26 protein-coding genes and 1 riboswitch are annotated in these 23,227 nt (G+C 39.5%); of the genes, 17 read left to right on the plus strand and 9 right to left on the minus strand.

The window, feature by feature from the left end:
- The first annotated feature begins 20 nt into the window (after positions 1-20).
- The 9 genes from JM79_RS02290 (at position 21) to JM79_RS02330 (ending at position 7,595) form a co-directional block, all read left to right on the plus strand.
- Positions 21-665 (plus strand): 4'-phosphopantetheinyl transferase superfamily protein, encoded by a 645-nt coding sequence (locus JM79_RS02290; RefSeq protein ID WP_141876618.1) that lies wholly within the window; start codon positions 21-23, stop codon positions 663-665.
- Positions 665-1,366 (plus strand): geranylgeranylglyceryl/heptaprenylglyceryl phosphate synthase, encoded by a 702-nt coding sequence (locus tag JM79_RS02295; RefSeq protein WP_141876619.1) that lies wholly within the window; start codon positions 665-667, stop codon positions 1,364-1,366. The genes JM79_RS02290 and JM79_RS02295 overlap by 1 nt, the downstream gene beginning before the upstream one ends.
- 426 nt (positions 1,367-1,792) lie before the next feature.
- Positions 1,793-2,053: a YkoF family thiamine/hydroxymethylpyrimidine-binding protein gene (locus JM79_RS02300; protein WP_141876620.1), complete on the plus strand. Its 261-nt coding sequence runs from the start codon at positions 1,793-1,795 to the stop codon at positions 2,051-2,053.
- Positions 2,037-2,669: a nicotinamide riboside transporter PnuC gene (gene pnuC / locus JM79_RS02305; RefSeq protein ID WP_141876621.1), complete on the plus strand. Its 633-nt coding sequence runs from the start codon at positions 2,037-2,039 to the stop codon at positions 2,667-2,669. Before JM79_RS02300 ends, pnuC begins: the two co-directional genes overlap by 17 nt.
- Positions 2,630-3,202, plus strand: a complete 573-nt coding sequence (locus tag JM79_RS02310) for an ATP-binding protein (protein WP_141876622.1) — start codon at positions 2,630-2,632, stop codon at positions 3,200-3,202. The genes pnuC and JM79_RS02310 overlap by 40 nt, the downstream gene beginning before the upstream one ends.
- Positions 3,199-4,737: a DUF4301 family protein gene (locus JM79_RS02315; protein ID WP_141876623.1), complete on the plus strand. Its 1,539-nt coding sequence runs from the start codon at positions 3,199-3,201 to the stop codon at positions 4,735-4,737. Before JM79_RS02310 ends, JM79_RS02315 begins: the two co-directional genes overlap by 4 nt.
- On the plus strand, positions 4,737-5,138 hold the full coding sequence (gene arfB / locus JM79_RS02320) for an alternative ribosome rescue aminoacyl-tRNA hydrolase ArfB (RefSeq protein WP_141876624.1): 402 nt from the start codon (positions 4,737-4,739) through the stop codon (positions 5,136-5,138). Before JM79_RS02315 ends, arfB begins: the two co-directional genes overlap by 1 nt.
- A gap of 456 nt (positions 5,139-5,594) precedes the next feature.
- The gene (locus JM79_RS02325) at positions 5,595-5,933 is read left to right on the plus strand and encodes a hypothetical protein (protein ID WP_141876625.1); all 339 of its coding nucleotides are present in this window, start codon (positions 5,595-5,597) and stop codon (positions 5,931-5,933) included.
- Positions 5,934-6,236: 303 nt separating this feature from the next.
- Positions 6,237-7,595: a sigma-54 dependent transcriptional regulator gene (locus JM79_RS02330; protein ID WP_141876626.1), complete on the plus strand. Its 1,359-nt coding sequence runs from the start codon at positions 6,237-6,239 to the stop codon at positions 7,593-7,595.
- On the opposite strand, the gene JM79_RS02335 is transcribed toward JM79_RS02330, so the two are convergent.
- Positions 7,585-10,020: an ATP-binding protein gene (locus JM79_RS02335; RefSeq protein WP_141876627.1), complete on the minus strand. Its 2,436-nt coding sequence runs from the start codon at positions 10,018-10,020 to the stop codon at positions 7,585-7,587. The two genes, JM79_RS02330 and JM79_RS02335, sit on opposite strands and share 11 nt — an antisense overlap.
- Before the next feature lie 85 nt (positions 10,021-10,105).
- Positions 10,106-10,195, plus strand: a riboswitch (TPP riboswitch).
- A 105-nt stretch (positions 10,196-10,300) separates the two neighbouring features.
- Between JM79_RS02335 and JM79_RS02340 the strand changes: the two genes are divergently transcribed.
- The gene (locus tag JM79_RS02340; protein WP_141876628.1) at positions 10,301-12,682 is read left to right on the plus strand and encodes a TonB-dependent receptor; all 2,382 of its coding nucleotides are present in this window, start codon (positions 10,301-10,303) and stop codon (positions 12,680-12,682) included.
- Between the two features lie 65 nt (positions 12,683-12,747).
- Here JM79_RS02340 and JM79_RS02345 read toward each other — a convergent pair whose 3' ends face one another.
- The gene (locus tag JM79_RS02345) at positions 12,748-13,176 is read right to left on the minus strand and encodes a hypothetical protein (RefSeq protein ID WP_141876629.1); all 429 of its coding nucleotides are present in this window, start codon (positions 13,174-13,176) and stop codon (positions 12,748-12,750) included.
- 250 nt (positions 13,177-13,426) lie between these two features.
- Here JM79_RS02345 and greA point away from each other — a divergent pair, with 250 nt between their 5' ends.
- From greA to JM79_RS02360, 3 genes are all read left to right on the plus strand, one after another.
- A complete protein-coding gene (greA, locus tag JM79_RS02350) occupies positions 13,427-13,903 on the plus strand; it encodes a transcription elongation factor GreA (RefSeq protein ID WP_141876630.1) in 477 nt (158 codons plus the stop codon).
- Positions 13,904-14,003: 100 nt separating this feature from the next.
- Positions 14,004-14,399 (plus strand): HIT family protein, encoded by a 396-nt coding sequence (locus JM79_RS02355; protein ID WP_141876631.1) that lies wholly within the window; start codon positions 14,004-14,006, stop codon positions 14,397-14,399.
- Positions 14,396-14,809: a thioesterase family protein gene (locus JM79_RS02360; protein WP_141876632.1), complete on the plus strand. Its 414-nt coding sequence runs from the start codon at positions 14,396-14,398 to the stop codon at positions 14,807-14,809. The genes JM79_RS02355 and JM79_RS02360 overlap by 4 nt, the downstream gene beginning before the upstream one ends.
- Here JM79_RS02360 and JM79_RS02365 read toward each other — a convergent pair.
- Complete coding sequence (locus JM79_RS02365) at positions 14,806-15,954, minus strand: HAMP domain-containing sensor histidine kinase (protein ID WP_141876633.1); 1,149 nt, start codon at positions 15,952-15,954, stop codon at positions 14,806-14,808. The genes JM79_RS02360 and JM79_RS02365 overlap by 4 nt on opposite strands.
- 112 nt (positions 15,955-16,066) lie before the next feature.
- Between JM79_RS02365 and JM79_RS02370 the strand changes: the two genes are divergently transcribed.
- The 3 genes from JM79_RS02370 (at position 16,067) to aat (ending at position 18,036) form a co-directional block, all read left to right on the plus strand.
- Entirely contained in the window at positions 16,067-16,939 is an 873-nt protein-coding gene (locus tag JM79_RS02370; RefSeq protein WP_141876634.1) for a flavin reductase family protein, read from the plus strand.
- A gap of 7 nt (positions 16,940-16,946) precedes the next feature.
- The gene (locus JM79_RS02375; protein WP_141876635.1) at positions 16,947-17,318 is read left to right on the plus strand and encodes a DUF3127 domain-containing protein; all 372 of its coding nucleotides are present in this window, start codon (positions 16,947-16,949) and stop codon (positions 17,316-17,318) included.
- 79 nt (positions 17,319-17,397) lie between these two features.
- Entirely contained in the window at positions 17,398-18,036 is a 639-nt protein-coding gene (gene aat / locus JM79_RS02380; protein ID WP_141876636.1) for a leucyl/phenylalanyl-tRNA--protein transferase, read from the plus strand.
- Positions 18,037-18,049: 13 nt separating this feature from the next.
- Here aat and JM79_RS02385 read toward each other — a convergent pair whose 3' ends face one another.
- From JM79_RS02385 to JM79_RS02410, 6 genes are read right to left on the minus strand one after another with little or no spacing between them, the layout of a single operon-like run.
- On the minus strand, positions 18,050-18,643 hold the full coding sequence (locus JM79_RS02385) for a DNA-3-methyladenine glycosylase I (protein WP_141876637.1): 594 nt from the start codon (positions 18,641-18,643) through the stop codon (positions 18,050-18,052).
- Between the two features lie 3 nt (positions 18,644-18,646).
- Complete coding sequence (locus JM79_RS02390; RefSeq protein ID WP_141876638.1) at positions 18,647-19,360, minus strand: hypothetical protein; 714 nt, start codon at positions 19,358-19,360, stop codon at positions 18,647-18,649.
- Between the two features lie 21 nt (positions 19,361-19,381).
- Positions 19,382-20,098 carry a tRNA pseudouridine(55) synthase TruB gene (truB, locus tag JM79_RS02395; RefSeq protein ID WP_141876639.1) on the minus strand — a complete coding sequence of 239 codons (717 nt, stop codon included), beginning with the start codon at positions 20,096-20,098 and terminating at the stop codon, positions 19,382-19,384.
- Positions 20,088-20,882, minus strand: coding sequence for an undecaprenyl-diphosphate phosphatase (locus JM79_RS02400; RefSeq protein WP_141876640.1), 795 nt, complete (start codon positions 20,880-20,882; stop codon positions 20,088-20,090). Before JM79_RS02400 ends, truB begins: the two co-directional genes overlap by 11 nt.
- A 6-nt stretch (positions 20,883-20,888) precedes the next feature.
- Positions 20,889-21,152: a DUF3098 domain-containing protein gene (locus JM79_RS02405; protein WP_026914657.1), complete on the minus strand. Its 264-nt coding sequence runs from the start codon at positions 21,150-21,152 to the stop codon at positions 20,889-20,891.
- 3 nt (positions 21,153-21,155) lie between these two features.
- Complete coding sequence (locus JM79_RS02410; protein ID WP_141876641.1) at positions 21,156-22,034, minus strand: permease-like cell division protein FtsX; 879 nt, start codon at positions 22,032-22,034, stop codon at positions 21,156-21,158.
- Between the two features lie 167 nt (positions 22,035-22,201).
- Between JM79_RS02410 and JM79_RS02415 the strand changes: the two genes are divergently transcribed.
- Positions 22,202-23,131 carry a 2-dehydropantoate 2-reductase gene (locus JM79_RS02415; protein ID WP_141876642.1) on the plus strand — a complete coding sequence of 310 codons (930 nt, stop codon included), beginning with the start codon at positions 22,202-22,204 and terminating at the stop codon, positions 23,129-23,131.
- The last annotated feature ends 96 nt before the right edge of the window (positions 23,132-23,227 follow it).

Below are 23,227 nucleotides of genomic sequence, written 5' to 3' on the forward strand. Positions count from 1 at the left end.
AGGAAAAGCTTAGAAAATATATGCCTCTTTATAAAACAATAACAGTTGATGAACGTACTAAAGTCTTCATTTGGAAGGTGGAAGAGTCTTTTGATTGGCTGGCAAACGGGGTCGATCTTACCGCACATTGTCAAAAAAGAGTAGACGGTATGAAATCTGAAATTCACCGTCGTGGATTTATGAGCATTAGACATTTAATGGCCGAAGCAGGGTATACAGATAATGATCTTTATTATGACGATCTGGGGAAACCCCATCTTCGTGATGACAGGTATATCTCCATTACTCATTCGTTCAATTTCACCGCGATCATTATTAGCAATCGCGACGTAGGGATCGATATTGAAAAGCAACGGGAAAAGATCCTGAAAATCGCTAATAAATTTACTCCGCTTAACGAATATCATACGTTGGCGAATGAAGAGGCGTTGATAAGAAAGCTTACGATAGTCTGGGGTGCCAAGGAATCTGTTTATAAATTGATCGCTCGCCCTGGAGTCGGTTTTTTACAGCATATTAATGTGACCGACTTTGATTTTGAAGATTCGAAAACTACCGCGCATGTACGATACCATGAACTGGATTCCTGGTATGATATCGATTTCCTCGAATTTGAGAATTTCACGTGTGTTTATGCGCTTTCTTCTACTGGAAACAACAAGTAATGCCTGAAGTACTCAGCTATTTAGAGGATATACAGCAAGCTTTTGTAGAGAACAGAAAGTTGCTTGCAATCCTGATAGATCCCGATAAATTTGATGAGAAGCAGGTTGATGATTTTTTTCAAAATCTGCCTTGTGAACCGACCCATATTTTAGTTGGAGGCAGTACGGTGGAACATGGGAGAACCTGTGCCGTGGTCTCAGCGATCAAGTTGGTAAGCAGGCTTCCGGTGATACTCTTTCCTGGTGATTTTTCTCAGATCTCTTCGGAAGCAGATGCATTGCTTTTTCTAAGCCTGATCTCGGGGAGAAATCCTGAATTTTTAATTGAGCAACAGGTGCGTTCTGTGGAGAAGATCAAAAGTTCAGACCTTGAAGTCATTCCTACGGGTTATATTCTCATTGATGGTGGCAGGGAAACTTCAGTTCAAAAAGTTAGTAAAACCATTCCTATTGATCAGAAAGAGGTAAAGCTTGTCGTGAATACTGCGCTGGCAGGACAGTATTCGGGAAAACAATTGATTTATCTGGAAGCTGGAAGTGGCGCAGAATACCCGGTTTCTGCGGAAATTATTAAGGCGGTGTCTTCAACTCTCGAAATCCCCGTAATTGTTGGTGGAGGTATTCGCACGCCGCAGCAAATGCACAATGCTTATAAATCTGGTGCGACAATGGTGGTCATGGGAACTGCTTTTGAAAAATAGTATTTCGTTCTTAAATTAATGAAACTTCGGAAAATATTGATTGTTTCAGTATTTTATTTCTTCTGAAGCGCACTTCGACAAGCTCAGTGCAACAAGTTGTTTCAGATTTACTAGTATCTAAGTTTGTATTAATGTACCGGGTTTGATTTATCATTTATTCTGAAGGCCGCACTTCGACAGGCTCAGTGAAACAACTGGCTTCAGATTTCCCTATCATTTGACTTAATATTATTGTACCGGGTTTGATTTATCCTTTATTCTGAAGGTCGCACTTCGACAGGCTCAGTGCAACAACTAATAGCACCATTTTTTGAATATGATTATTGTACAGCCGGATTGAGAAAAGTCCTGCGTCGATCAAATTTAAGCTCCCGACCATTCAGTAAACTTCAGATAATAGCTAACTTTGGGATACAAACCGCTATTATGAACATTTCAGTAGAACTTACGCTAACCCCAATTCAGGATGATTACGAACCGGCGATCATCAATTTTATCAAAAAAATGCGTGAATCCGGACTCACCGTAAAAGAAAATCCTCTAAGTACTCAGGTATATGGTGATTATGATGAGGTTATGGGTCTGCTCAACAAAGAGATCAAGAATGCCTTTGAAGCGATCGACCGCGGACTCATGTACGTGAAAATTGTAAAATCTGATCGCTCCGAGTATGCAGCCGATTTTTGATTACCTGTTTAGTCAGTATTCAGAATATCCTACGCTTTTTATAATTCTGGAGATCATCGCTGTGATCTTTGGTTTTCTATCTGTCTGGTATTCCAAGCAAAATAATATCCTTGTTTATCCAACCGGTATCGTAAGCACGATGATCTTCGTTTACCTGCTGTGGCAATGGGAATTGCTTGGGGATATGATGATCAACGCCTATTACTTTTCCATGAGCATTTATGGCTGGTATGTATGGACGAGGAAAGTAGATGATGATCACTTTACGCCAATCACTTCTACCACCAGGAAGGAAAAAATACTTTCGGTAGTAATATTCACAGGAACACTGCTCTTTGTTTTCGGGATCTATGAATGGTTCGATAAATGGAATAACTGGACGGCTTACGTAGATACGATCACAACCGCGATATTCTTCGTGGGAATGTGGCTTATGGCGAGAAAGAAAATCGAAAACTGGATTTACTGGATCATTGGAGATATTATTTCTGTGCCACTGTATTTTTATAAAGGCCTAACTTTAACCAGCTTACAATATCTTTTATTTACCATAATTGCCATTTACGGTTATCTAGCATGGAAGAAAAACTTGCGCAACGACCTTCGTCCTGCCTGAAAATAGTCTTGTTTGGCCCGGAATCTACAGGGAAAACTACGCTTTCAGAAGATCTGTCTAAATACTATTCTGAACCGCTGGTGCCAGAATTTATGCGGAAATATCTTCAGAAGGTATGGGATCGCGAACATAGAATTTGCGAGCCCCAGGATATCTTACCTATCGCCCGTGGACAGATGCAATTGGAAAATGAGAAGTCAAGACAGGCAGACAGGCTTTTAATATGTGATACCGATCTGCTGGAGATAAAGGTATATTCTGAAGCTTACTATGATAATTTCGTAGATCCGCAACTTCTTAAACATGCGTTAAACAACGAATACGCTCTCTACTTTTTAACGTATATTGATGTTCCGTGGACGCCAGATGATCTAAGGGATAAACCTCACGACCGTGAGGGAATGTTTCAGAGATTTCAGCAAACGCTCGATGAATATCAAAAACCTTATATGATTCTGAAAGGTGATCGGCAAACCCGATTAAATTCCGCAGTTAAAAAAATTGACCAACTATTAAAAACTCATAACCAGTGAATTTTAGCGAAAAAGATAACCTTCAGATTAAGGAAAAAGGAATAAGTAAAGATGAAGTAGAAGACCAGATTGCCATTTTTAAACGTGGTAACCTGAAAGTGAATATTACCGAAGCTGCTACGGTAGGAAAAGGAATTAGCAGGATCGAAGCTGCTGAAAAACATGAATTAATAGAGTTCTACAATTCAGAAAAATCTAAATACAGCATTCTTAAGTTCGTACCAGCATCTGGTGCAGCTTCCAGAATGTTCAAGGCTTTGCATAACTTTTCCGAAGAATTTGATCCGGAAAATGATGAGCTAAGAGAATATCTTGATAAAAAAGGTGATGCAGATCTTCAAAGATTCTTCAATCATGTTGATAAATTACCTTTCTATAAACATGCGGTGAATAAGGCGAAAAAGAGCCATCCAGACTATGAGGATCTTTCCCACGATCATCAGCATTCCATTCTGGTACATACAATCCTGGATTCAGATGGTCTCTATCTCAGTAATCTCCCAAAAGGCCTGGTGCCATTTCATAAATACGACACTCATATTTCCACAGCTTTTGAAGAACATTTATTCGAAGCCGCGAAGTACATTGCTGTAGATGGAGTTGCCAGACTTCATTTCACGGTAGCTGAAGGAGATCGCGAGAAGTTTGAGGCTGAGTGGAAGGATGTTGGAGAACGTGTAGAGAAAGCTACAGGGGTTAAATTTGAGATCCACTATTCTTACCAGGATCCAAAGACAGATACCATTGCGGTCACTGGCGAATTTGAGCCATTTAGAACTAAGGAAGACACCTTATTCTTTAGACCTGGAGGTCATGGTGCGCTTATCGAAAATATGAATCAGTTAGATGCAGATATCGTATTTGTAAAGAATATCGATAATGTGGTTACTGAAGATAAAGTTCAGCAGGTGGCCGATCATAAGAAATTACTGGGAGGAAAACTGCTGAAGGTTCAGACTAAAGTATATGAGTACCTTGAAACTCTGGACAAAGGAAATGTATCGCATGAAAAACTGGATGAGATACAGATGTTTCTGAATGATGAATTATTCGTAAAATCTGGTAGTGACGGCGATATGTTCGTGGAAAACCTGAAGCACAAACTTCGTAGACCATTGCGTGTTTGCGGGATGGTAAAGAATGAAGGTGAACCAGGTGGAGGTCCGTTTCTTGTCAAAGATAGTGACGGGAATACTTCCCTTCAAATAATTGAAGGAGCACAGATCGATAACGATAATCCGGAACAGGCTAAAACAGCGCGTGAAGCTACACATTTTAATCCGGTGGATATTGTTTGCGGACTTAAAGACCATAAAGGAGAGGCTTATGATCTTAATGAGTATGTAGATGAAGACATGAGTTTTATTGCAGACAAAACAAAGGACGGTAAAGAGCTGAAGGCTTTAGAGAGACCTGGTTTATGGAATGGTGGAATGGCACGCTGGAATACGATCTTTGTAGAAGTTCCTGTGGAAACCTTTAATCCAGTAAAAACCGTTTCAGACCTGCTGAAGGATTCTCATCAACCGGCTTAATGGATCAACATCAAATTGAAGCCGAACTTGAGTTTAAGGCGGTAAGAAGTTCTGGTCCCGGTGGACAACATGCTAATAAGACGTCTACAAAAGTGGAACTTAGTTTTCATGTTGAGAATTCTAACGGACTTTCAGAAGCCGAAAAAGGGAGAATCCAAAGGAAGCTTGCAAACAGGATCAATCGCGAAGGATTCCTAAAAATGTCGAGTGAAGATTCCCGGAGTCAGCATACGAATCGTGAGATCGTAGTTCATAATTTTATGGAACTAATAAAATCTGCACTAAAAAGACAGAAACCTCGAAAGAAGACAAAACCTTCCCGGGCTTCGAAGCTAAAAAGATTGCATTCAAAAAAGAAAAGATCAGAGATCAAGGCAAATAGAAAAGATCCATTAAAGTAAATGTGGGTATTAAATCCTCAGTTATTCTGTAGATTCCACGTAAATTCCTGAATTGGCATTTGACTTATTTTTGTCTATTAATCTTTTACGTCACTGATATAAAGAGTTTTAAGGGAGTTGAATGGAGTTTTTAAGTTTTGGTATAATTATTACTATTAAGTAAATAGGTTAGTATTGGGAACAAAATGAGTTACACTTAATTTATTTTGTTTTATAATTTAGATTTTCGGATTGAAAGGGCTCCCTCGGGAGCCCTTTCTGTATTTAAATACTTCTAAAAAAATGACTCTGATTTTCTACACTCATTTCCTAAAGATCACAGAATATCTACATAAATAAGTGTGAAATAAATTTAAGTAAATCATCAAATCTGTTAGTTATCAGGCGCTTCCGTAGAATTGATTCAATTTGGTATGATTTTGACTCTATTCTTTACATAACCACAAAACAATCATTATGAAAAAGTTTATTTTAAGTACAGCAACCATTGCAGCTTTATTTTTTACTACAGGAAATCTACACGCACAGGATGAGGAGATAGAAGTGGAGACCGAAGTGGAAATGGAACAGGAAACTACGGAATTTGAATCTATCGATGTGATCTCATTACCACAGAATATCAAAGATGCTGTATTGACCGACTATAATGGTGCAGTAGCTAGTGAAGCATGGGTAATGACCAAAGAGGATGAAACTAAGGTTTACAAACTGAACCTGGATGTAAAAGGTGAGCAAGAGCAAGTTTTTATAGATTCTGATGGAAACTGGCTTAAAGAAGATGAAACTGAAAAATAGAACTTGTCTGATCAATGAGAACCCAACTCAAGGCATATTGGATCTTATATGAAGTTTGAAAACTTGAAATTTATAGAAATGGTAGCAGCCCAGCTGCAACAACCATAACAACTAACACCAGATCCATTTCTATAAATTTTAAAGTTCATGACGCAGATCTGATCAAATGGAAACCAGTTACTTGCAAAATTTAAATTTTGCAGGCTACCTAAGGAGGCTTTTTCGAAGCCTCTTTTTTTATGCTTTCTTTTAAAACCATATGAGTTAAAGATTCTTACCTTTGCAGCTCACTAAAGCTATTCTATGTCTAAAGTTCTGGTCGTTGAAGACGATGTTGCCTTCGGTACTATGCTCAAAACCTTTTTAGAGAAAAGGGAGTATAAAGTCGAGCTGGTATTTTCTGCAGCTGAAGCATTCAATAAGATTGAAAAAAGCAACTTTGAACTTGTGCTTACAGATGTTCGTCTACCAGATCATGATGGCCTTGAGATCCTGAAAAGAGTTAAAGCTAAGGACATTGCTACTCAAGTGATCGTAATGACGAGTTATGCTGAAATCAGTATGGCTGTAAATGCAATGAAAGAAGGTGCATTCGATTATGTATCCAAGCCATTTCGACCTGAATCTATATTACAAACGATAGAAAATGCCTTGCGTACTAAGGTGGTAGCACCAAAAGAAGTTGCCGCGAAACCCGCAAAAAAAGCCAGCAAATCCAGTTCAACAACACAAAGACTTGATCTTGTAGAGGGCGTTAGTGAACCTTCCCGAAGACTTGCCGATTATGTGGAACTGGTATCCCCAACAAATATGTCGGTTTTGATCACCGGTGAAAGTGGTACGGGAAAAGAGCAGGTGGCAAAGAGTATTCACCTGGAAAGTAAAAGACGTGATGCACCATTTATCGCCGTAGATTGTGGAGCGATCCCGAAGGAGATAGCTTCCAGTGAGTTCTTTGGTCATATCAAAGGTTCCTTTACTGGTGCGATAAACGATAAAACCGGTCACTTTGAAGCCGCTAATGGCGGAACATTGTTTCTTGATGAAATTGGAAATCTTAGTTATGAACTTCAGGTACAGTTATTACGTGCGCTTCAGGAAAGACGTGTGAAGCCTGTTGGTAGTAATAATGAGATAGAAGTAGATATTCGTGTGGTAACTGCAACCAATGAAGATTTATCGAACGCAGTAAAAGAAGGTGATTTCCGTGAAGATCTTTACCATAGACTTAATGAGTTTTCTATAAAGATCCCGGCACTTCGCGAGCGTAAAGAAGATTTGATGCTGTTTGCGAACCATTTTCTTGAGGAGGCGAACAAGGACCTGGAGAAAAATGTGCTTGGCTTTACAGATAAAGCAATAGATGCTTTTAAGAACTATAACTGGCCTGGTAACCTTCGTGAACTTCGGAACATGGTAAAAAGAGCCGTATTGCTAACTCAGGAAGATCTAATTCCTTTAAAAGTTTTACCTCATGAGATCGCAACTTCCAGTCGTTCTACTGAAAATGATTACGGCTTGTTCAAAAATAAGAATGAGGAACAACTAATTCTTGACGCTCTTGAGAAAACCGACGGTAATAAAAGTAAAGCCGCCAGAATGCTTTCTATAGATAGAAAGACACTTTATAATAAGCTGAAGCAGTACGGGATCAAGCTATAATTTTCGCTTCGATCTCTCTTACTAGCTGTTCAAGCTTTTCCTGAAGACTTACGAACTCAGTTTCATTTATATTTTTCCTTTCTTCAAGCTTTAGTAGATCTGGCGTGATGGTATGTGCCTGCATTTGTCTAAGCATGGGTAACATTCTATGAGCAGTTTTGCCCAATTCATCCTCGTTCTGACTCTCCCATGCCGATTTCAACTGTTCCATACTTTCTTTGGTTCCTTCAATAAAGGCCCGAAGTATTTCTTTAAAGGCAGCATCGTCTTTACCAGCAAATTCATAGATCTCAGAAAGATCGTAAAGTTCTGTTTGTAACGCTGTAGATTTTCCTTGTTCATTACTGGAAACAGGTTCTTTATGTTCCAGATCCAGCACATCAGCGATAGTTTCTTTTAAGGTTCTGGATTTGTAAGGTTTAAGTAACTTTTCATCGAAACCGGCATCCATATAGACTTGTTTCTCAAGATCTGTACGACCCGATAAAGCGATAACGGGCAAATGCATGATATCATCGGTACCGCGAATAGTTTTAATAAGTTCAAAACCATCCAGAACTGGCATTTGAATATCGGTAAGAATAAGATCATATTCCTTCTCATTGATCTTTTCAAGCGCGATCTTACCATTAGCCGCAGTATCAATTTCAAAACCCATAGATCTGGACAGTTCTACGGTAAGGGATAATTGTCCAGGTTCGTCATCCACAACCAGCGCCTTTAGCCCTGATGCAGCATAATTCTTCTCGATTTTATTTTCTGAAGATTTCTTCGATTTCTTATCTGAAGGCTGATATTTTTCCACAGGAATTTCAATGATAAATTCACTTCCCATCCCGGGTTCACTTTCCACCCTGATGTCACCTTCTAATAGATGCGTCAGTCTCTTCGTGATGGCAAGCCCAAGACCGGTACCGCCAAATTTCTTCTCAATGCTATTATCTTCCTGGGAGAATTCCTCGAAAATACTATCCTGTTTCTCTTTTGAGATTCCGATCCCGGAATCCTTGACTCTTAATTCAAGAATTTCTTTGTTTTTCTTCGGTTTTACAAGATTTGCAGAGATGACAATGCTTCCTTCTTCAGTAAATTTCCAGGCATTTGAGATCAGGTTTGCCAAAATCTGTTTGATTCTGAAAGGATCGCTAACCAGCTGCATTTGTGCTTCAGGAGCAACAACTGTTTCAATACTTACATTTTTGGTCCTTTCCGCAGGAATGATATTATTTACAGTATCCTCGATCAATTTGCCGGGGTGGAAAGCTAGTTTCTCAATTAACATTTTTCCCGCTTCGAGTTTGGAGAGATCCAGCAAATCATTGACCAGTCTCAGGATAAATTCTGAAGATTTTTTGATCTGCTTTAAATAATAAGCCTGCTTTTCATCAAGATCTGTTTTCTGTATAAGATCTGTATATCCCATGACGGTTGTCAATGGACTACGTAAATCATGAGTGATCGCCGCCATGAACTGTTCCCTGCTGGCCAGTAGTGATTCTGCAAAATTCTTGGCTTCTTCCAGTTGCACTCTGTATCGCTGACTTCTGGTAATATCCCCGATTATATTAATGATAAAATAAAGGATGATCAGGATAATGATACAACTCCCAATTAGGATGATCGTGGAAGTTTTGTCCAGCATATTCTGAAAAGTCTCTGCTCGTTCCAAAGAATTTTTCCGTTCGCTTTTCTCTAAATTAGATAGCAAACCCTGTAATTGCTGATTCAGGATCATATCATTATTGAGCAACTCATTTTCCTTCTGAACCACTTCATTTTGAAACTGTCGGTTGGCAAATTCAAGGTCGGTAAGTACTCTTTTTACAGATTTGACCAGCGAATCCAGACGCTGAGTAGTAATGTTTTCGGCATTATCTTCTCTTGAATATTCCAGCCACTTTACCAGCACATCCTTTTGATAAGATTTTAAATTCCTGAATCTGTTCTCGTAATTATAATCCTTGAAAGACTGGTCAATATTCCGAAGTTCCCCAAGAGCTTTCCGGTAATAATTGGTATTCCTGTCGGTATCTCGCAAAGCAACCAGCTCCTTCAGGTTTTCTGTCTTTTGTTCCAGAAGTTGGTAAATACTATCTGCTTCGTCTTCAAAATCAAGTTGAGTGTAACTTGTCTCCAGTTCGTTGATCTTGAATTTTATACTATCAATTTGAGAGTTGTAAAGTTGTAGCTCTTCCTCATTCCCGGTTTGTATCAAACGCCGGCTTGTATTTTCAGATTCATTCAGGTTGGTAGAAATTTCAGATACCAGGATGAGCTGCTGTGTATTTTCAGTATTCGTCTGGGCAATTTCAGAATAGGTGAGCACCTGGTTATAAATATACCAGACGGCAAGCCCGGCGAGAATGGAAACAATCACATATCCTGCAACAACCTTTACTGTTAAAGAGCGTTTCGTATTTAGCATAAATTTCCTGTGTGCTTAAAAATCTTTATTCCCAATTTTCTTCAAATGTATTGCATTTCTAAAAAAGCATATTACATTTGCGGCATAATCTCATAAGGGGTGCCTTTACGGGCTGAGATCATACCCAATGAACCTGGGCAGGTAATGCTGCCAAGGGATACGCATGAAAGTGCGATGTATGTACTCCTGTTATTACCATATTGGTGATCTCAGGATTTTTTATTTTATTACTAAATCAAGAAAGAATAATTGCCCCTTTTATTCGTAGAAAATTTTGCGAATGAAACATTTATTATCTTTTGTGGCGCTGGTGGCAATTTCTCTTCAGGCCTATGCACAGGATTACAAACTTAGTGGTATCGTCACTGAAAATGGAAATGCTATCGATGGAGCTTCAGTTTATCTACAAAGCACAGGCTCTGGAACTTTAACCAACGAAAATGGTTATTATGAGCTTCAACTTTCAGAAGGAAATTATACGCTTATCTTCTCCTTCGGAAATCAGAGAAGTAGAACTGTAAATCTAACCGGAGACACAACTTTAAATATTGATCTTGCCGGAGCGCAGGAATCTCTGGATGAAGTATTTCTATCCTCTGTAAGGGTGACCGATGAATCTCCAATTACCTATAGCAATTTAAGCAACGAAGAAATTGCCGACAGGAATCTTGGACAGGATATCCCAGTACTTATGAGCTATATGCCCAATGTGGTTACCACAACCGATGCCGGGAACGGGGTTGGTTACACGGGAATTCGTGTTCGTGGTAGTGATGCTACCAGGGTGAATGTAACCATTAACGGCGTGCCATATAACGATTCTGAAAGTCAGGGAACTTTCTGGGTGAATCTGGGAGATTTTGCTTCTTCCGTAGAAAATCTACAGCTACAGCGTGGTGTGGGAACATCAACCAATGGAGCTGGTGCTTTTGGGGCGAGTCTTAACATCCTCACAGATGCTTACAAAGAAGAAGCTCAGGGTGAGATCGCGAACAGTATAGGGTCTTATAATACTTTTAAGCATACCGTTAAATTTAGCACTGGTCTTATTAATGATTATTTCAGTTTTACAGGGCGTGCTTCAAAAATTAGAAGTGATGGTTATATAGACCGGGCAAGTAGTGATTTAAAATCATACTTTCTACAGGGATCTTTCGTAGATGATAATACACTTATTAAAGCACTTACTTTTGGTGGTAGCGAAAGAACATACCAGGCCTGGTATGGTATCGATGCTGAAACACTTGAAAATGACCGCACATTTAATCCGGCAGGAATCTATACCGATGATGATGGAAACACGAAATTCTATGACGGGCAGACAGATAATTATAAACAGGATCATTACCAGTTACTATGGAACCAGGATTTTGGGTCTAACTGGTCTACAAACCTTGCCCTTCACTATACCTATGGTCGTGGATATTACGAAGAATATGAAGAAGATGCAGACCTTCAGGAATTCGGACTTCCCTTATTCATGTCTAATGGCGAGGAAATTGCATCATCAGATCTTGTAGGGACCAAATGGCTGGATAACCATTTCTACGGAACTGTTTTTAGCGTGAACTATGAGACTACTAACTGGGATCTTACCCTTGGTGGTGGATGGAACAAATATGAAGGTGATCATTATGGCGAGGTGATCTATACCAGATTTGCTCTTAATAATGACCCTTACGAACCATACTATTTCAACCAGGCAGATAAAACCGACTTCAATATCTACGGAAAAGCAAACTTCGCGATTACCGAAAAACTTGGAGGTTATTTAGATCTTCAGTTAAGAACGGTGAACTATGAAACCGATGGACTTCTGGATGACCAAACTCGATTTTTAAACGATGATAACTTTAGTTTCTTTAATCCGAAGGCTGGGTTGACCTATCAATTGAACGAAGGTGACCAGTTCTATCTTTCTTATGCACGTGCTCATCGTGAGCCAAGTCGTGGTGATTACGAAAATGGAGATCCGGAACCTGAAGAATTGAATGATTTTGAACTTGGATGGAGACATCAAAGCACCAATTTCGTTTTGAACACGAACCTGTATTATATGGATTATCAAAACCAGCTGGTGCTTACCGGAGGTCTTGATGATGTTGGGGCGTTTATTCGCCAGAATAGTGGGAATTCCTACCGACTGGGACTAGAGGTAGATGCAACAGTTAGGGTGACAGACAACTTTAATATTAGACCAAATATCTCCTTAAGTCGAAATAAGAATGTGGACTTTGTTTCTCCATTCGATGGAGAACTGGTAGCCTATGGAGATACAGATATTTCATATTCCCCAGAGATCGTCGCTGCGAACATGCTGGAATACTCACCGGTCAAAGGCCTCGAATTTAAATTTCTCTCTAAATATGTTGGAGAGCAATTTATGAGTAATGTAGAAGCAGAAAATTCAAAACTGGACAGCTATTTTGTGAACGATTTTAATGTTCAATACACCTGGGATAAGGCCTGGATGTTCCGTGAGATCGTACTTACAGGACTGGTAAATAATATATTTGGAGAGGAATATGTGTCTAACGGGTATTACTATACCTACGATATTTCCAGCGATACTAATCCATCTGGAGTGCAAACTTTTGATGGAGCGGGATATTATCCACAGGCAACAACAAATTTCTTACTTGGACTTACATTGAAGTTCTAAATTAACTTTAATGCATTTTTTGCAGCCTTCTTTTCAAATTGTAGGGGTTTGAAGAGAAGGCTTTTTTAGTTGAAAACCTGTAGCATATTGCCAGATTTCTCTACTCTATATGGTTTCATGCCGTATTCACCTTCTCCTTCTGAAAGTTGTCCTGTGATCACATTATAAGAATTATCATCACAATTACAGGTTGCGATCACTCCATTCAGGGTCATTGCAGAACAGGATCTTGGTGGGTGGTTTGGATCACTTAGTTCAAAAGCTACATATTGATCGTTGTTGATATTGTAAATAACCACTCCTTTTACTCCATAATTGTAGGTCGCGTAAGCGTTTCCTGGAAACTGCAGATTGTTGTATTCAGGTAAAGATAAATTCACCTGAAACCTGAAATTTAAATCGGCAAGATTTGGGTTATTATTAAAAGAATCATCAGACCCGGAACAGGCTGTAAGTAGTACATAAACAGTCAATAGACTCAGTAGTTTCTTCATATAAATTGTATTGAGGCGAAAATAATATAATTGCTCCAAAAGATTAAATTTCTTACATTTGTTCAAAGAAATCCCGTAATTCATGGGATTTTTTTAATTAATAATGCAATAGTTTGAACCCGGAGCACTAAAAATTTGTAGATCCGGGCTTTTCCACGTCGTGGAACCATAAAAATTACCAGATCATTAAGCTATTAATTCCGCAATCTAACCCTGGGTTATTTCCGCGGAATTTTAAAACGATAAAGTTATGAGTAAAGTATCTTATTACACCCCTGAAGGGTTGAAAAAACTTAGAGATGAGCTCAACCAGTTGAAAGATGTTGAGAGACCAAAAGCATCAAATGCTATTGGTGAAGCGAGAGATAAGGGAGACCTTAGTGAAAATGCAGAATATGATGCTGCCAAGGAAGCCCAGGGATTACTGGAATTGAAAATTTCCAAACTGGAAGAAGTTATGGCAAACGCACGAGTGATCGATGAATCTCAGTTGGATACTTCCAAAGTGCTGGTGCACTCGCACGTAAAAATTAAAAACCAGACCAACGGAGCAGAGATGACTTATAAGTTGGTTGCACAAAGTGAGGCCGATCTAAAATCTGGAAAGATCTCTGTAGATTCTCCAATTGGTAAAGGTTTACTTGGTAAAAAAGTAGGTGATACTGCTGAAATTCAGGTGCCAAACGGTACAGTTACCTTTGATGTGATCGAGATCTGGAGAGAGTAACAGTTCATTACAGTTAAAATATGATCCTTTTCTTTCATCTTATTTTTAAGATTTGAGAAAAGGATTTTTTAATTTTAAGGCAAACCAACCATACTATATTATGTCAACCTTATTTACAAAAATCGTTAGAGGAGAAGTGCCAGCTTATAAAGTGGCAGAGAATAGTCAGTTTCTTGCATTCCTCGATGTGAATCCAAATGGAAAAGGGCACACGCTCTGCATTCCGAAGAAGGAAGTGGATAAGATCTGGGATCTTGAGGAAGAGATTTACCAGGAGTTAATGCGTTTCTCCAGAAGTGTTGCGATTGCATTGGAAAAGACCGTTCCCTGCAAAAGAGTGGGAATGGCCGTTATTGGACTTGAAGTGCCACATACTCATGTACATCTTATACCTTTAAATACTATGGATGAAATGAACTTCTCCAACAAAGTGAAAATGACTGAAGAGGAATTTCAGGAACTTGCAGAAAAAATTCATGCGAACGTAGAGCTGTGAAAGAAATCGCAGATTATAAACTGAGCCTGGAACTCAGGATAGACTGGAGCGATCTGGATATGTATCAGCATGTGAATAATATCACGTTCATGCGCTTTCTGCAAAGTGGTAGAGTCAATTTCTGGGAAGCAACCGGTATCCACGAGTTCTATCAGAAAACAAATAAGGGAACCATGCTGGTGTCTACGAATTGTGATTTCAAGCGGCCTTTACACTATCCGGGAATTGCACGAATTTTAACCAAACTAGACAAGGTAGGGAATAGCAGCTTCACCTTAAGACACTTCATATTGAACAATGAGGATCAGATCTGTGCTGAAGGACTGGACACTGTAGTCTGCTATGATTTTGATAAGAACAGCATTTTCCCGGTTCCAGATTGGTTAAGGGAAAAGATAAGCCAGTATTAGATCTTTTTTAGACTTATCTGGAAAGTGGTGCCTTTTCCAATCTCACTTCTAGCAACCTTGATCTTACCCTGGTGATACTCTTCTATGATTCTTCTGGCTAAGGAAAGACCTAGTCCCCAACCACGTTTTTTGGTGGTTTGTCCAGGCTCGAAGATCACTTTAAATTTGTTCTTGTCGATGCCTTTTCCAGTATCTGTAATGTAGATATGTGCCTGCTTCATATCCTGCTTGATCTCGATCAAAAGCTCTCCTTTTCCACGCATGGCATCTATTGCATTCTTAACCAGGTTTTCTATGGTCCAGCTATAGAGTTGTTCATTAAGCATAACCCAGATTGGTTGCCTTGGAGTCTGAATGCTGAAATCAATAAGATTGGAACTTCTTAATTTTAAATAGTCAAAGCTTTCCCGGGTAGCTTCTACAATATTTATCTCCTTCAGATTTGGTGCCGATCCAATTTTCGAAAATCTTTCAGTAATGGTTTGTAAGCGGTCGATATCCTTTTCCATCTCCTTTATATAAGAAGGATCCACATCTTCAGATTTCAAAATTTCAGTCCAGCCGATTAATGAGCTCAATGGAGTCCCGATTTGATGGGCAGTTTCTTTGGCCATACCCGCCCACAACTTGTTCTGTTCACTATTCTTTGTAGTGGTATAAAAGAAGTAAACGACCCCAATAAATAGAAAGCCTATAAGCGTAAGACCAATAGGGTAGTATTTGAGTTTATTAAGTGCGGGTGAATTTCCGTAGTATAAATTCTGGACCTGCCCTTCTCCAAGATCTACGGCGATTGGTTCATTTTCCTCTTTCAGCTCAATTAGATACCCTTCTAGTTTTTCGCGATCTTCGAGGATCACAGGGTCAATATTCGTAGTGTAGGCGATCGCTCCATCTTCATTGGTGTGTATGATGGGGATCGTGGTATTGTTATTCAGGATCTCAAGGATCAGGCTAAGATCAGCATCTTCAGGAGCTGCACTAAGTTCTTCCTGAGCCTGGGCCCATATATTCATTTTAGCTCTTTCGTCTTCCTTAAGCCGTTGAAAAAAGATACTGGTGTTCCAAAGGACCAACGCGGTAACCACAAGACAGGAAAGAATGATAAACCAGCGATTAAAGCTGCGTTCGTCGGGTAGATTCATGTATTACTACGGCTTTATAGAATAAATATAAGCGTTTTAAAATGATTTTTATTGTAATGCTTTGGCTTTTCATTCCCTCTACATTTCTTTATCTTTGGCGAAAATAAAGTATATGTTCAGTATAGAGCCAAAAGATATAGGAACGGGTAAATTACATCAGTATTTACTTGGGTCTATTGGACCAAGACCTATTGCTTTTGCGAGCACTATTGACGAGGAGGGGAAACCAAATTTATCTCCTTTTAGTTTTTTCAATGTTTTCGGCGCAAATCCTCCGGTTCTTATTTTCTCTCCCGCAAGAAGAGGACGGGATAATACGACCAAGCATACTTTTGAGAATGCAAAAAAAGTAGATGAGGTGGTGATCAATGTTGTAAATTACGACATTGTTCAGCAAATGTCACTTTCCAGTACTGAGTATGGGGAAGGTGTAAATGAGTTCGAGAAAGCCGGGCTTACAATGCTGAAATCTGATCTGGTGAAGCCATTTCGTGTGGCAGAATCTCCGGTTCAAATGGAATGCAAGATCGTTGATATCATTGAAACCGGAACAGAAGGTGGAGCGGGAAATCTCGTGATCTGTCACGTGGTTAAGATACATGTGAAGGAAGAAGTTCTGGATGAAAACGGTTATATTGATCAATATAAAATAGACCAGGTAGCCCGTATGGGAGGTAATTGGTATTCGAGAGCCAGAACGGGAATGTTCGAAGTTCCTAAGCCGCTTTCCACTTTGGGAATTGGGGTAGATGCAATGCCAGAAGAGATCAGAAACAGTAAAGTTCTAACTGGTAATGATCTTGGGAAACTTGGAAATGTAGAATCCTTGCCAGATGAAGCCGAAATTCAGGATTTTAAAAAGCAGGAAGCTGAAGTAGCTATATTAGTCGAAAGCAAGGATCAGGAAAAAATTCATAAACAGGCACAGCGCTATCTTGAAAAGGATGAGCCAATGAAAGCCTGGAAAATATTATTAGCAAAATAGAGATAAAATGGAAGTACAGGGAAAAATCAAATTAGTAGGAGATACAAAGACCTTCGGAAACAATGGGTTTCAGAAGAGAGAAATGGTAGTGACAACAGAGGAGCAATATCCTCAGCATATCATGATCGAATTCGTTCAGGATAAATGCAGTCTTCTGGATGCTTTTAAAGTAGGTCAGCCAGTAAAAGTTGGCATCAATCTTAGAGGTAGAGAATGGGTGAGCCCACAAGGGGAAACTAAATACTTCAATTCTGTACAGGGTTGGAGAATTGAGAACCTTGCCGCGCAACAGCCTTCTGGAGGTAGCGTACCGCCACCAGACCAGTTCGAACCAGCAAGTGATCTGAACGAAGAGGATTACGACGATCTGCCTTTCTAAGCAGAAGTCTTATAAAAATTAAAAGTCCGGTGATTATTTCATCGGACTTTTTTAATTTTCACTATTCAATATTGACAATGTGTATTTTATAGGTCCAGAAGAAAGATTTCCCCCAGTAGAACTTGCAGACGAAGATGGTTTTCTTGCAGTCACGCGGGAACTCAGTATTGATCGAATACTGGAGGCTTATCATTTAGGGATCTTTCCTTGGTATAGTGAAGGCCAGCCTGTTTTATGGTGGTCGCCAGATCCCAGAATGGTGCTGTTTCCTGAAGAGCTAAAGATTTCGAAAAGTATGCGTCCTTATCTGAATCAAAACAAATTTCAGGTCACATTCAATCAGGATTTTGAAGCGGTCATTGATCACTGCGGAAAAGTTTTCAGAAAAGGTCAGGATGGTACCTGGATCACGCCAGAGATTAAGAGATCTTACCTGGAGTTACACCGAATGGGAATAGCCATTTCAGCTGAAGTATGGGATGATAATAAGCTGGTTGGAGGTTTATACGGAATTTACCTTAGGGAGAAAAAACTATTCTGCGGTGAAAGTATGTTTGCGAATGTGAGCAACGCTTCTAAATTTGGGTTTATAATAATGGTTCAAAAACTTCAGGAGAAAGACGTACGTCTAATAGACTGCCAGGTGTATACAGATCATCTTGCCAGCCTGGGAGCACAGGAGATCCCGAGAGAAAAGTTTCTTAGTTATCTAAAGTAGCAACTAATAGTTTTTATATTTTCATCTTTTCACCAAGTTTCCTGATCTCATCATAACGAAAACAGTCAATTTCATGGTCATTGACCATTCCTGTTGCTTGCATATGTGCATAGATCACTGTGGAGCCGGTAAACTTAAAACCGCGTTTCTTCAGGTCTTTTGATAGCTGGTCGCTGATAGTCGTGGTCGCAGGTGCTTCCTTATAATTCTTGACTTTATTTTGTATTGGAGTACCATCTACAAAGTTCCAGATATATCGACAAAAACTGCCAAACTCATCCTGAATTTTAGTGAATTGCTGTGCATTATTCACGGTGGCTCTAATTTTCAATTGGTTCCGGATGATCCCGGCATTTTCTATTAGTTCCGTGATCTTCGGTTCTTCATATAAAGCGATCTTTCTATAATCGAAATCATCAAATGCTTCCCTGAAATTCTGCCTTTTTCTTAAGACGGTGATCCAGCTCAATCCCGCCTGAAAGGTTTCAAGGCTAAGAAATTCGAATAGATTATTGTCGTCAAGAACTGGAACTCCCCATTCCTGGTCATGATAAGCTTCATAGAGCGCATCTCCTTCACACCAGCCACATCGTTTTGGTTCTGCCATAATCTAAGATCTAAAATAGTATGTGATGGTCCCCGGCTGCTCGCTCTTGCCTGCAAGCTTACTAAACCTTGCTCCTGCCGCATATTCCATAGCTCTTTCAACTAGGCATTCGTTCCCTGAAGTGGAGCTGCCTTTATTCAGGCTGGTATCAAGTACATAGCCATTGGCATCCACGCTAATGTTGATCACGATCTTTCCTGCAACGTCACAGGTATAAACAGGATTCGGAATCTTAACCGCACGACGCCCCTTTAAGGAAAATGAAATACTGCTATAATCATATACTGCCGATTTCTGTGAGGTCTCTTCAGAGGAATCATCACCATTCGAAGCATCTTTCTTCCTGTCAGCAGTTTTCTTATTAACCTGGTAGTTTCCTTCGCCCTGGGTGTCTTTGCTTTCCTCGGCTTCCTGGTTGGCACTATTCTTCTGGAAAATTTCGTCCAGCTTGTTCTTCATGTCAGCATCCCGGGCTTCCTTATCTTCATTATAGGCCTTGTTGGTCTGGACGTTTCGTCGTTGTTGCTGAGGTTGCTCTTCCTGTTCTTCAGGTTCCTCTTCTGGAGCCTTTTCCTTCTGAAATTGTTCAAGATCCACGAGCATTTCTGCGGCTGCTTTTTTCTTGTTAGCCATATTGAGATTGTACAGCGCCAGGAATAGCACAGCAAATAGCAGGGAAGTAATAATAAGAGCTTTGTGTTTGTCGAAAAAATCCATGGGATTAGAGTTTCCTCTATCTTAAATGTTCTCCCGTGAAGGTAAGAATTTTTCGAAAGATTCGATATCCATGGCATTTTCTACGGAATATTCTCCGATACCGGTTCTTCTGAGTGCTGAAAGATGTGCTCCACTGTCTAAAGCCATCCCAAATTCGTTAGCCAGGCTACGAATGTACGTTCCTTTGCTACAAACTACTCTGAAGTCTATATCAGGAAATTTGCCAGAGTCGATATCAAAAGCGTTTATTTCGATCTCTCGTTTTTTGACTTCAACATGTTCACCTTCCCGGGCATATTCATAGAGTCGCTTTCCATCCTTTTTCAAAGCTGAAAAGACAGGTGGTGTTTGTTCAATCTTTCCAATAAAGTTTTTACTTGTTTCCAGCAACTTTTCTTCAGTAATATGAGAAGTTTCGAAAGTTGCGTCAAATTCGGTTTCGAGATCAAAAGAAGGTGTTGTGGCACCAAGACTAATGGTTCCCGTATATTCTTTGATCTGTCCCTGTAGATCGGGAATGGTTTTAGTAAACTTTCCTGTGCAAATGATCAAAAGTCCGGTAGCCAGCGGATCTAAAGTTCCAGCATGACCAACTTTAATTTTCTTGATATTACAGCTTCTTCTAATGAGCCATCTTACTTTGTTCACCAGCTGAAAAGAAGTCCAGTTCAAAGGTTTGTCGAAAAGAAGTACCTGTCCGGCTTTGAATTCTTCCGCAGTAAATTGTCTATTGAGCATAGGCAAAAATAATCGCTGCGATTCCCACTACAAAACAATAAATGGCAAACCAGGATAGCTTGCTTTTTTTAACAAGAGAGATCATTCCTGTGCATGCAACCAGTCCGGCGATAAAAGCAGCTATGAAACCTACTGCAAGTGCGGTTAGGTCTGTGGAAGTCGAAGTTAATTCCCCGCCTAAAAGATCCTTAGCGATCTTTCCGAAGATGAGAGGCACTACCATTAAGAATGAAAATCTTGCTGCTTTCGTTTTATCGTTTCCAAGCAAAACAGAAGTGGAAATAGTTGCACCACTTCTTGAAATTCCTGGTAGCATAGCGATGGCCTGGGCTACACCAATTATAAAAGCATTAGAATAACTTACTTTTTTCCCGGTATCTTTTGCTTTATCTGCCAGCCAAAGAAGTAAGGCGGTAATAATCAGCATAAAGCCAACAACTAGAATGTTATCACCGAAAAGGGCTTCGAGTTGTTCTTCAAAAAGTAATCCTACTATAACAGCAGGGAGCATAGAAATAATGATCTTTAGTGAAAACTGAGTCTCTTCGTTCCATTTAAAGCTGAAGAGGCCTTTGAGAATCTCAAAAACATCTTTTCTGAAGATGACCAGGGTACTCAAAGCAGTTGCAAAATGTAAGACCACAGTAAAAAGTAGGGATTCTTCACGAACACTTGTGTCACCCAAAATTGATTTTCCCAATTCTAAATGTCCGCTTGAGGAAACCGGTAGAAATTCAGTAAGTCCCTGGATGATCCCGAGGATCACCGCATCTAATAGATCCAAATTCGATTATTTTTTATGTGGGTTCAACAGGATGGCGTAGACTTCGATTGCAAAGCCAATTAGAACGAGGGTCGGCGCAAGTCTTATGCGTTGAAAGTTGTAAATAGCATCATTAAATTCGTTCGGATCTTCGCTACCACCACCAGACATTAGTATAAAGCCAAGTGCGATCACGGCAAGACCAATGAACATGAACATATAGTTTCTTTTTCCGAAAACGAATCCGGTATTAAAACTTCCTCCTTGATGAATTTCTTTCTCTTTTTTCATGGTCTAATAATAAAGTTCATCTGTTTTAAGATTCAGAAAACGAGATGTAGCGAAATACGTGCTTATCCAGGTAATAACTATACCCATCAGGAAAATTCCGGAAAATAATATTACTAGCATTTTTACATCTCCCAGAAGATTCAATTCCTGAAAACTATTGTTGAGATAGAATAGCACTGCGGCCATTCCAATAAGAGCGAGAATCGCGCCAATCAGGCCTAGTTTAACACTTTGCCAGATAAAAGGACTACGTATAAAACCTTTGGTAGCACCAACCATTTGCATGGTTTTGATGATAAATCTTTTAGAATACACTGCAAGTCTGATACTAGAATTTATAAGCAGCACGGCGATAAACGTGAAAACCGTACTTGCAATCAAAACCCAAAGACTTATCTTCTTAACATTATCATTCAATAAGGCGATTAGCGGTTTGTCATAAACGACCTCATCTACAAAATTCTTGGAAGTAAGTTCTGCTGCGATTTCATCCACCTGTTCCGAAGAAACAAAATCGGCATTCATATAGACATCAATAGAATTCTGCAGTGGATTATAACCCAGGAATTCCATGAAGTCCTCCCCAATTTCTTCGCTATGTGCAGCAGCAGCATCTTCCTTGCTTACATAGGTAGTAGTCTTGGTGTAATCTGCCATCGCCAGGCTCTTCTTCAATTGCTCGATCTCCACTTCCTTAGCAGTATCTTTTAGATATACGGTAAGCGCTATTTGTTCTTTAAAGTGATCTGCCACTTTCTTGGTGTTCAAAACCAAAAGTCCCAGCATTCCTAAAAGAAATAACACCAGTGCAATACTAATCACAACAGAGAAATAGGAGGATATGAGTCGGCGTTTTTGATACCTTTCAAAAGATGTGGTCATATAGTGACTTCAGATTTTTTGTAAAAATAAGAAAGTTCAGCTTTCTCAATATTTAAAACGTTTAAACTTTTGAAAATATTGGATGTATAAAGTTGTGAAGTTTTATTGATTGAACCTACTGATCTTCAGGTTAAACCGAAATAAGTACATTTGGGCAAAAGACGTTTATGAAAATCTTAGTTTACGGAGCAGGTGGAGTTGGCGGTTACTTTGGAGCGAGACTTGCAGATTCAGGGAACAAAGTGAGTTTTATTGCTCGTGGAGAACATATGAGGGCAATTAAGGAATCAGGCTTGCAGCTGGAAAGTATCAATGGAGATATTACCGTGCATCCCGAACTGTTAACCAGTGATATTAATGAAGTTGATACTCCAGATCTTGTATTATTAGGAGTTAAAAGCTGGCAACTTCCAGAGGTTGCTTCAGAATTAAAAAAGATTATTTCCAGTGATACGATCGTGCTGCCATTACAGAATGGAGCTGATAATTATGAAAAACTCACCGAAATACTTCCGAAGGAAAACGTACTTGCGGGTTTATGTTTTATCGTGAGTTATATTGAAAAACCCGGGAAGATCAAACACGCCTCTTTTGAACCAAGGATCGTTTTTGGAGAAGCAGACAATAGTAGATCTAAACGGAGTTCGATGATCAGTAATTTACTTTCAGAAGCTAAGATCGATTATCTGAATCCGGAAAATATTCAGCTGGAGATCTGGAAAAAGTTTCTTTTTATCTGCACCATCAGTGGAATTGGCGGACTTACGCGCGTAAGTATCGATAAGATTAGAAATAGTGCATACCTGTTGGACCTTATGAAACAAACTTTCGCAGAAATCAGGTCGGTTGCTAATGCCAAAAATATTCCGATGAATGATGAGCATATAGAAAAAGCCTTCCAGATCATCGAAAATCAGCCACAAGGAACTACAGCTTCCACTCAAAGAGATATTATGGAGGGAAAACCTTCAGAAATTGAGAACTTTAATGGTTTTATCGTTAGGGAAGGTGAGCGCCTGGGAATTGAAACGCCGGTGAATAAAATGATCTATGAATGCCTGAAGCCCATGGAAGAGCAGGCGAGAAAAACACTTTAAGTGTTCCTTGTTAGCTCTAAAAAAGTCCTTTAAAATTGTATTTTTGCATCCGTATAAAAATGGCAGGAGAGAACCCGCCACCTGTGCTTCGGGGTT

The sequence above is a fragment of the Gramella sp. Hel_I_59 genome (assembly GCF_006714895.1).
In the GTDB taxonomy this organism is placed as follows: Bacteria; Bacteroidota; Bacteroidia; order Flavobacteriales; family Flavobacteriaceae; genus Christiangramia.